The 9,476-nt window shown below is 63.1% G+C and carries 7 protein-coding genes; 2 read left to right on the plus strand and 5 right to left on the minus strand.

Annotated elements, in window-relative coordinates:
- Positions 1-19: 19 nt before the first annotated feature.
- Entirely contained in the window at positions 20-934 is a 915-nt protein-coding gene (locus ASL10_RS02530) for a hypothetical protein (protein ID WP_157485200.1), read from the minus strand.
- 7 nt (positions 935-941) lie between these two features.
- Complete coding sequence (locus tag ASL10_RS02535; protein WP_056044052.1) at positions 942-1,328, minus strand: peptidase inhibitor family I36 protein; 387 nt, start codon at positions 1,326-1,328, stop codon at positions 942-944.
- Positions 1,329-2,031: 703 nt separating this feature from the next.
- Between ASL10_RS02535 and ASL10_RS15455 the strand changes: the two genes are divergently transcribed.
- A complete protein-coding gene (locus ASL10_RS15455) occupies positions 2,032-2,664 on the plus strand; it encodes an RNA polymerase sigma factor (RefSeq protein WP_235452318.1) in 633 nt (210 codons plus the stop codon).
- 1,382 nt (positions 2,665-4,046) lie between these two features.
- On the opposite strand, the gene ASL10_RS02540 is transcribed toward ASL10_RS15455, so the two are convergent.
- From ASL10_RS02540 to ASL10_RS02550, 3 genes are all read right to left on the minus strand, one after another.
- The gene (locus ASL10_RS02540; RefSeq protein ID WP_056044054.1) at positions 4,047-5,657 is read right to left on the minus strand and encodes a hypothetical protein; all 1,611 of its coding nucleotides are present in this window, start codon (positions 5,655-5,657) and stop codon (positions 4,047-4,049) included.
- Positions 5,658-5,776: 119 nt separating this feature from the next.
- The gene (locus ASL10_RS02545; RefSeq protein WP_056044056.1) at positions 5,777-6,724 is read right to left on the minus strand and encodes a hypothetical protein; all 948 of its coding nucleotides are present in this window, start codon (positions 6,722-6,724) and stop codon (positions 5,777-5,779) included.
- A gap of 330 nt (positions 6,725-7,054) precedes the next feature.
- Entirely contained in the window at positions 7,055-7,924 is an 870-nt protein-coding gene (locus tag ASL10_RS02550) for a hypothetical protein (RefSeq protein ID WP_157485201.1), read from the minus strand.
- Positions 7,925-8,162: 238 nt separating this feature from the next.
- Here ASL10_RS02550 and ASL10_RS02555 point away from each other — a divergent pair, with 238 nt between their 5' ends.
- The gene (locus ASL10_RS02555) at positions 8,163-9,131 is read left to right on the plus strand and encodes an NYN domain-containing protein (RefSeq protein WP_056044064.1); all 969 of its coding nucleotides are present in this window, start codon (positions 8,163-8,165) and stop codon (positions 9,129-9,131) included.
- The last annotated feature ends 345 nt before the right edge of the window (positions 9,132-9,476 follow it).

Raw genomic sequence — 9,476 nt, forward strand, 5'->3', positions numbered from 1 at the left:
GTCGGCCTCATCCTGACGGTTAGCCCTCGCGCGCACGAATGATGTCCTCTGACTCGTCGACCATGTCTTGGATCTTGGCCCGCCAGGCAACAAGTGCAGCTTCGTTTTTGGCCACGTAGACCGCCTGGTAGGCGGCCTCGATGTCGGCAAGCTGCTGAATCATGCCCGTTTCCTGCTTGCAGGTCACGTCCTTGATTGCCGCATTGATCTGGTCCTCGCGGCCCATCTCAAGTGCCCCGGCGGGAATGTTGGGGTTGTCCTCGGCCGGCTTGAGGCCATCCTTCGCAAGGCAAGCCGCCCAGGACGCGTAGACCTCCTTGCCCGCGGGAGTGTCTTCGGGAAGGGTGTGGAACTGCGCCCGGTAAGTGATTGAGGTGTCATCTCCGAAGAGCTTGTCGACTCCTACGCTGCTTGCAGCGGAGACCTCTTCGCGGCAACTGCTAGCCGCTTTCTCACCTTCTGCGCTGAGTGGCGTCGCGTTCGCGGCCATCATGCGTTCCTGCAACTCATTGGGCGGATCCTCGTAGCCCCATTTGGCCGCCGTTTCGAGGTTCCAGAGCCCCCAGATGTGGTTGGGAGTCGGGCCCCCCTCGTAGTCGCCTCCGGGCGGGTCGTCGAAAGAATTAAAGGGCTTGACGACAGGAAAGTCCACGCCCTTCTCCGCCATGCAGTCCTTCTGCTGGAGCAGGACCGCGTAGTCGATGATGCGTGATTCGAGAACAGACATGCCGTATTGGTCGACGGGCAATGTGATGGCTTCAGTGGCAACGTCCAATTTGGCCGCGCCGGGGACGACCTTAAGGTCAGAGAACGACGGTGCAGATTCCGCCGAGTCGGGTGCCTCTGCTGTCGAGCAGCCTGCAAGAAAGAGTCCGCACGCGAGAAGGAGCGCGGCTCCCCCCTTGGCACCGGAAAACCGCGCTCCTGTCGTCATCGGGCGATCAGACGCAGAACTTGAAGCCGGACAGGCGGTCGTTCCAGGTACCGCCGTCAGGGTAGGCCTTGGTGGCCAGGTTGCCGACGGCATCGCCCTTGTTCATCGGGTAGGAGCGGCCGCCGTAGCCGGAGAGCTGGTAGAAGCGAAGGCTGCACTGCGTGCCGTGGTTGTACACCGCCGTGGCGCGATTGTCACGGTCGGCCGGCACGGAGGAGACGTTGTTCGGGCTGCCGAACGCGTCGCCCGTGAAGTCGGCGTCTGCCGTGAAGCAGAAACTCCCCGAAGGACAGTCACCGATTGCGGCCTGCGCGGGTGCCGCGCCAACCAGAGTAATTCCTGCCAGGAGTGCGGCGCCGCCGAGGCCGGCGATGAACTTCTTGGTGATGGACATGTGTTTCTCCCCTATTTCGTGGCCCAGATCAACACTGACTGGGACCGACTCGGCACCGCCGACGATAACGGCGACACCCATTTCAGAGCCAGAAGCTCCTAAACGGGATCATGGCATACTGGTCGATCAGTTGCATAGAACGAATTTGTAGACGCGTCCTATGTGCGAAGTAGGTGCACACTCGCGCGCGCGCTGCGATGTAAATCCCTGTTCAAGTGCCTAATTTGGAAACGGCCACCCCTCTGACCGCGTCCACTGAAGCTCTTCGGCGAGGAATGCCATGCCGCTAAGGCTAAATAGAAAATGGCGCGCCAGATGTGGCTCTATGAGCAACCGCCTGGGTCCGCATAACCCACGACGCAGCGGCGGCCGACCCGCGCTCCCGACGCTTCCTACCTCGAGCTTCTTCCCCTCTGCTCCCCCTCTAGCCCTAAAGCGCATCTCGCCTCGCCGAGACGACGCGTTCATTGTTCTTGCTGACAAGATGAGTCCGTCAGTCGTGCTTGCACGTTGACGGGTGCCCGCCTCGAGGCCATTCCCCGGCTTGATCGAGGCGGGCACCGCCCTTGAAGCCTTGGCCACCGGCTCCAGCAACTGCCTCATCTGAGTGCAGCCGGCGAAGTTGGGGCTTCTCTAGGGGATGTCCGGTCAGCACGATCGGGTTCCATCGCCCGTCAAATCGATTAGAAGCAGTGGGGGCGAAATGCAGGGGGATCAAGGGGCGCCAAATTTGCAGGCCCGTGATTCGGATGCGGCTCTGTGGCTTGCCGCTGTCAGCGGGTCGGACAGCGCTTTCGCGAAGCTCTTCGATCGCCACCGTCTCCGGGTATTCCGGAAAGCGCTTCTTCGAACCGAGAACGTGCAGGATGCAGAAGATGTCGTCGCCGCTGTGTTCTTTGAAGCCTGGCGAAACAGGAAGAAAGTTCGAATCGTGGACGACTCGATTCTTCCTTGGCTGCTAACGGTGACGGTGAACGTCGCCCTAAACTTGAACAGATCGAAACGGCGGTACAGGCGATTGCTCGCACTTCTGCCGCCACCTGAGGACACCGTGGAGGTAGCCCAGGCTGTAGACGGGTATCTTGACGGTCAGGCCGTTCGGAGTCGTCTGATCTCGTCCCTGAAAGGCCTCAGCGCAATCGATCAATCGATCGTCGAGCTTGCGCTGGTGGAAGAGCTTCCACTAGCCGCTGTGGCCGCGGCCCTCGATCTGCCGATCGGTACGGTGAAGTCGAAGCTGCACCGGGCACGAAAAAAGCTCCAGTCGAATCTAGGTTCCCTGCCGCAAAGCAACAGCACCGGACACGAGTTGAATGCATTGGACGGTCAACTTTGAGCGACACATCTGACGCCCCGGTCATGGACGAGCGAAGGGCCCAGTCCCTGCGGTCCGTATTGACCGACTACGTCCGCGAGACCCCAGAACGCCGCCGACAGGTCCGTCGGCGGCGTCTGTTCTTGTGGGGCGGCACGAGCTTGGTCGTCCTTGCCGGGGCGGGCGTTGCTGGCGCTGCTGTTGTGCAAGCGCAGCGGGTCACAAATGCGACCTACGTGACGTGCCTAGAGAGCGATGAGCGTGGCCCCAATGGGGGTTACCCCGGTGCAACCGCGTCCATCGCCGACAACGCTGGTCCCGGTCGGGTCGACGACGCCATAGGCCTCTGCGCAGAGATGTGGCGGCAGGGAGTCTTCGCGGCTGATTTTGACCCACTGAGCCCAACTAATGCTCCGGCCGCGGTCCCGTCGGACTTCCAAGTTTGCGTCATGCGTGATGGAAGCGCCGCTGTTGTCCCCAGCGCAAATTCACTGATCTGCGACGCCATCGGCCTGGCTCCTCTCGAACCCTAGCCAAGTTGCCCGGTGGGCCGGAAAACGATGGACTTTACGGCGTCGTTAAATCGAAGTACGGAAGAGCACGTCGGCGTGCAGTTCTGACGGTCTCCACTGAAACCCGTGGCCGAATATAGGGTCAGCCAGCAACCATTGGTGCCCTGCGCGGAACTGATCGTGTTTGTCCACCCGGTTGCGAGTGGAGAAAAACCGAACGTTGCTCCGGCGCATCCGCTTGAGCCGTAGTAGGTGAAGCTTGCGCCCCTGAGATTCGTGTCTTGGTAGGCCCGCCCGAGGACCACGGAAGCGGCGCTGGTCCGCGACTGGGCGCTGGGAGCCTGTACGCGAATGCCTTTTTCCGTCAGATAGGCGTCAACAGAGTTTTCCTGACCAAAGCAGATGGACTGGTTCGTAGGTTGTCCCTGCCCGTCAGGAACGGCTGTGCAGAATGATGAAGACGAAGCTGGGGTCGCGGTCGTAGATACTGCCGGCGAGGCAAAGGCTGTTGTGGAGATCAGGACGGCGCCAGCGACACTGATGAGGCCCATTGAACGAAGTACGCGCGTACGCATGAGATTCCCTACCGAAGAGTTCGGGTCGCAGGTTCCTGCAACTCGGAGCACCGAGTGGCACCCGAGTAGGGATGTCCGCGTGACGCATTGGGGTTCCGGATGGACCTCGCGGGGTCGGCCCGTAGCGCCGCCGCCTGACCCCGTCTTCTCGGCCCCTTGCCCCTCCGCCCTTGACGCAGGGAATTGGCGGCGTGCTGCGCGATCTTGGCTGAACTCGAGCGCGCGGCAAGACGGCACAGCAACGAGACCGAGGCACCCCCGTCTCTGTGCGACGGGGGTGCTACTCGCGTGTCCAGCTAGGGCAGCCGGCGCTCGATCAAGTGCGTCGACTTCGAGGTCCGGTGGAACCAGGTCTGCTGCTGGCAGCTGGCCCCGGGCGGCTTGGGCTTCGCCGGCGCTGAGTCTCAGGGACTTCCTCGGGGCGTCGAGTGTTAAGCGTGACCGCCCCGTCCCAAGCGTCCTGCGTCATGCTGACGTTTACAGCGGCGCAGTGGACGGCGAGGACGATCGCATTGGCGGTGGTGCCGAAGACCTTGGTACTGTGCCGTCGCATGCTGCCACGCCACTCCTTGAGCTGCGCGTTGGCTCCCTCGACGAAAGTCCTGAGTCCGTAGTGGCGGAGCCATTTTTCGGTTCCAAAGGTTAGGTGCTGACGTTCCCAAGCGGCCTCCGCCAGGGGGATCACCTTGGTTGCCCCACACTGACAACCGGGCTTGCAGTTGGTCATCGGGGTACTGGACTTCGCCCGTAGCGACTTTGGCCAGTTCCTACACCGCACCCGAAGGGTAAACGCGGGCCCCTTGAGCTGGACATCACCGTTGTCGAAACGTCGATTCACACGGAACGCCCACTGCTCACGCTCCTCGTAGAGGCCTACGAGGTCGGCTCTGTCGGTCGCCTTCATCCCGATCGGGTAGTTCGGCAAAGTTCGGAGCTGCTTCGGTAGCGAGTCCGGGAACAGGGTGCCATCGATCCACTGCACCCCACGGGATGAGTTGGAAGGGTGGGGTCGACGCTGGTTGGAGTGCAAGTCGTGGACGCCGATAACGGATCGGTCCCGCAGGGCCAGGTGCCAAGCGGCGGCCTTCGCGTAGCTGTAGCCCCGGTCAGAGGCAAGGTAGCGAGCCTGGATGCCTCGCGGCAACGAATCCAGCAGAGCGAGGCCCGCGTCTGCTTTGTATTCGCCTGCGGGTCGAAGCACCGCGCCGCGGATGAACGGGACCCAGAACGCCTGCCCTGGACTACCGGCGTCGACCAATAGATGGGCGTCAAATCCGTTGAAGGTGCTGGAGCCCTCCTGGTTCTTGATCGTGCACCATCCGATCCGCGCCTCGAGGTCCGCGCCCACGGCGTAGCGACCGTCCGGTTGAAGCTTTGGCCACCCGGGCGAGGCCCAGGGCTTGTCGTCCCGTGCGTTGTCAGGCATGTACGGGTCGGCGGTGTCGGGCTTGGCCAGCCAGCTACGTCTCTTCGCATGGGTCCGGACGTCCGTGCTGTCGAGGGCGAGGACTTCTGTCTGAGGGCAACCGGGAGGGATCGAGGCATCGATGAGCGCGTTGACGAACGCGTCCACCGATGGCATGCGGGGGTTGCGGGGCCCGCGCCGTGCCAGGGCACCCTCGGGCTCGATGTGACCGACGAGTCCTTGAAAAGCAGTCTGCAGGTTGTCGTACGACCAGTCCCACGGCAGACCGGCACGGTCCTGCTGGGCGGGAGAGAAAGTGTCCACCCAGCGGGTCAGATCGGTCAGCACGAAGTCCCGCTTCGGTCCTTGGATCTTGAACGCGATCGCCACCGTGAGGAACGCCTCGATTGACACGAGACGTGACCGGCCGGGCTTCACGGCGTCGACGTGGAGGACGGTCTGCACCGCGTGAGCGCGCCCGAGCATGGTGATTGCCGCAGTCAGGCTCTTCGAGGTCGACATGATCGCTCCTTCCGGCAGATGCGGAGGGAGTCGACGTGGTTTTGCCTCCGCCGTCCGGCTCAGGTGGCGTCGCCCGTTAGGGCGCGCCGCGTGGGTCGCGCGGGTCGGCGCCAGCGCGGTCATGCGCGCACCCCGGCAAGGGCCTGGTCGGTGGCGCCCCGGTCCTCGACGTCTCGAAGGAATTGCCCTAGGAACCCCAGGTACCCATTCCGTACACCCGCGGCCTCGAGGAATGCCTTCACTTCGACGCGCTCACTAAGAGTGTCCACCATCCACGTCGTACGGAGCCGGCTCACCGACAAACGCGGCAGCCAGTCGGGCACCTCCACCCGGTCTTTCAAGGTGGACATGGCGCTTCGGCTGCGTTCGGCACTAATGCCCATCAGGAACTCTCGCGTGCTCGTCTCGGCCAGCCGGAGCACGCCCTCCGCGTGGGAACGACGGACGGGGACCGAACGAGGCTCCCGACCTGGGACGTACAGATGGACAAGCCCGGCACGCTCAATGACATGTTCCGGTCGTGCCTGTCGCATCTCCGTGCTCCGCAGCCCGGCGCCGAGTCCGAGATGAAGGATGCTGTCAAGGAATCTGGAGCGCTTCTCAGTCCTCTGCTTGCCAAGGATCTCCATGTAGCCGGACACGTGGTGCGACTCGTACGGGGCGGCTAGTTCCCGTCGGCTCTGGTGCTCCGGCTGGTTCCCGTAGTACACGTGGGCGTCGTTCGCTATGCCGATGCGGCGAAGCGCCGATCGCATCGTGGCACGGGTCTGCGGATGAGACGAGACGTAGCGGGACGTGATGAACCACTCGAGGATCTCAGGTGAGAGCAGCGACGTGGAGTTCATGTCGCAGTTGTTTGCGGCGCCGAACTGGTACAGGCGACACAGGCAAGAGAACTGGAGCTGCACGGCCGCGGCTGACTTCGGCTTGCTCTTCACAATGAGTGCTCGCATCTCGTCGACGTAGGCGGCGAACCAAGGCTCGCGGTAGTGAATGGGCCGGTACAGCTCCAGGACCGCGGGGATGTCGTTGTCGCGGACGGCGGCCGCGAGACGCCCTTTCACCATCAGCGGATCACCGCCACAGGCCAGGACCAAGGTCCACGTGGAGATCCGCCGACACGGATTGATGGCGACTCGGGCGGTCGCTTACGAGGACCCCCGCATCGGGCTCGGGGCAACGGGCCACGTCGCTTAGGGACGCAGGACTTTATAGGAGGGAGAACTGATGTGACGGCGCGGCAAAGGTGCCCTTGTGTTCCGATGGTGCAGCGTGTAGCCTCATAGCAATCTTGTTGGGTTGCATGTGGGCTTCGGCTGGTCGCGGTAGGACGCGATTCGGTCGGGGCCTTTTTTGCGTCGTCACTCGGGGAGTGACGCTGCATGAGATTTGCCTTTCTAGGTGTTGTCGTTCGGGATCAGGTAGTAGACGGCTCGCGAGAGCTTGCCGATCTGGGGTGTCGGCCCGGTCGAGAGCTTGTGTAGGACTTTGCTCACATGGGCCTTGTCGTAGGACACGTCCGCTTCGCGGAGAGCCTTGTGGATGTCTGCGGTACGGATGGGTTCCTCGGTCACCAGGCTAAGCACCTTCTTCCAGAAGGGCCTGTCGTCTCGCAAGCTCTGCACGGGGCGTTCGCCGGCCTGACGGGATAAAGCACGCTCGATCTCGGTGAAGTGGAACGGGGTCCCCCTGCCACCAGCCCGCACGATTTCCCCCTCGACGTCGACCGCGAGGCGGACGAGGTCGCGGATGGACGATGACAGACGTCGCAGCTGTTCTTCCTGGTGTTCGATCTTCATGGTTTTCACCTCCCTGAGGAACACCTTCCGTGACTGCTCTATCTCCTCGAAAGCCCCGAAATCGTCGCCCCACGAAAAAGCGGCCGATTTGTATAGCAAGTTGCGACTTGCTGCGTACTCGAACAGCTGCTCCCCGAAGCGGTGTTGCCCCATGAATTTCAACAGATGTTCCGTCCGCAGATAGCGGCGTCCGCTCCTGTAAGCGTTGAGGTCTGCCGGGGGCACCTCGAGGATGTCGGCGACCTGATGGAAGGGGATGTAGGCCAGGGGGCTCAGGCCTCGCCGGCGCGCCTCTCTCATCAGTCGAGCGGCGTCGTGGGCGGCGAACCAGGCCACGAGGTTCACCGCGAGGAATTCGAAGTCGTAGTCGTCTAGGTCTGCGCCCATGGGGTCGATCGGAAAAGCTCCGGGGTCGACCCGGTCGACCGGCCTCTTGGACCGGTCTCGAGCAGCGGACCGCGTGACCATTTGTAGATGATAAAGGGATAGAAATCGTCACAGACGCAGTCGGGGCTGCCGCCTTCCCAGCCGCAGGCCGCCGCGCCAGTGTTGGCAGAATCGGCCTTCACCCAGTGCGGAACGTCGGCGCCGCCCCGACGGGAGGCGATCTCGTACTCGACCCCCGCAATAGGTCGTGACATGTTTGCCGCAGGGGTACCGGCACCCTGCAATCACACACCCACAAGTCCAGGAGCCACGGTCAGCCATGAGATCTCACTCAGCCCTCTACGTGGATGCGGGGTATCTGCTGTCAAGCGCAGCGACCCGCCTCACCGGCTCATCCCTCCGTCGGGGTATCGAGGTGAACTACACGGCCTTGATCTCCGCCCTGACCGAGGTCGTCCAGCGAGACTCCGGACTTCCGTTGCTCCGGGTCTACTGGTACGACGCTGCCCGCGACGGCAAAGCGACCCCTGTGCAGGAGGGGATCGCGCTGCTGCCAAACGTCAAGCTCCGCCTCGGCCGAATCGGTGTCGACGGGGAGCAGAAAGGCGTCGACCTCCGCATCGGCCTGGGCCTGGTCGGGCACTCCCGCGCGGGCAGGATCGACGCAATGTACCTGCTTTCAGGGGACGACGACCTGACCGAGGCCGTCGAGGAGGCGCAGGCGCAAGGCGTGCAGGTGACCGTCCTAGCTGTCCCTTCCTCCTCCATGAGGCCGCACGGCGTGAGCCGACACCTTCTGTACTCCGCAGATGGCCTCGATCTCATCGATCCCGCAGTTCTGGACAGGACCGTGACGTCGACCCCGGCCCCAGTCACCGCCCCACCCGTCAAGACCACGACCGACGAACCGTCAATGGACTCTGCCCCGATCGACGAGGTCGCCCCCTCGCGTCCGAGCCCTGCCGGGGTGGCCCGGCTGGTGCCGCCACTGGCTACCAAAACCGCCGTCCCGCACGAGGGCGCAACCCAGGTGCAGTCAGTGAGTCGCAACCCGATGGAGCTTGCGGAGAGCATGACCTCTGTCGCGAGGAAGACCTACTCAGCTTGGGCGGCAACGGCCTCAGCCGAGCAGCTCAACGAACTCAGGGCGGGACGACCGGCCATTCCCCGCGATCTGGACCGGGCACTCCTGGTCGACCTGTCGGGGGTTCTAGGCGAGTTCGAATTGAGCGACTCGATGCGCTTCGGCGTCCGCGCCAAATTCTGGGAAGCCGTCAACAACGCGTAGCTCAAGGATCTCCTCGAGGGGCTCCTTCGAGAACGTGTTCATGCTCTCCACTGCGCCCGTGCTGATGCCTCCGCCTGGGCTGGCGCTGAACACGACTCGCTCCGCCGTGACGTCAAGCTGCGACCAACGGATCAACGCAGCGTCTCGCAGCACAATAAGCCGACTGCGAGGCAGGCCCTTCCGCGTGACGCCCGACTATCTGGCACATCCCAAAAGGCCCGATAGGACCCCGATTGCGCTCAAATGAGGCGAAAAGTGTCACAACTTTTTCGCGGCCGCATGCCGAAAACGCGCATCCCAAGTGTGGACAAACAAAGGCGCCTCGGGTTCAGAACACTGAACTCG

This window comes from Frigoribacterium sp. Leaf8 (genome assembly GCF_001421165.1).
In the GTDB taxonomy this organism is placed as follows: domain Bacteria; phylum Actinomycetota; class Actinomycetes; order Actinomycetales; family Microbacteriaceae; genus Frigoribacterium.

What these genes read in the sequence shown, in the direction of transcription:
- ASL10_RS02530 (WP_157485200.1), bottom strand. Translation starts at nt 934, where the DNA reads ATGACGACAGGAGCGCGGTTTTCCGGTGCCAAGGGGGGAGCCGCGCTC.
- ASL10_RS02535 (WP_056044052.1), bottom strand. Translation starts at nt 1,328, where the DNA reads ATGTCCATCACCAAGAAGTTCATCGCCGGCCTCGGCGGCGCCGCACTC.
- ASL10_RS15455 (WP_235452318.1), top strand. Translation starts at nt 2,032, where the DNA reads ATGCAGGGGGATCAAGGGGCGCCAAATTTGCAGGCCCGTGATTCGGAT.
- ASL10_RS02540 (WP_056044054.1), bottom strand. Translation starts at nt 5,657, where the DNA reads ATGTCGACCTCGAAGAGCCTGACTGCGGCAATCACCATGCTCGGGCGC.
- ASL10_RS02545 (WP_056044056.1), bottom strand. Translation starts at nt 6,724, where the DNA reads ATGGTGAAAGGGCGTCTCGCGGCCGCCGTCCGCGACAACGACATCCCC.
- ASL10_RS02550 (WP_157485201.1), bottom strand. Translation starts at nt 7,924, where the DNA reads ATGGTCACGCGGTCCGCTGCTCGAGACCGGTCCAAGAGGCCGGTCGAC.
- ASL10_RS02555 (WP_056044064.1), top strand. Translation starts at nt 8,163, where the DNA reads ATGAGATCTCACTCAGCCCTCTACGTGGATGCGGGGTATCTGCTGTCA.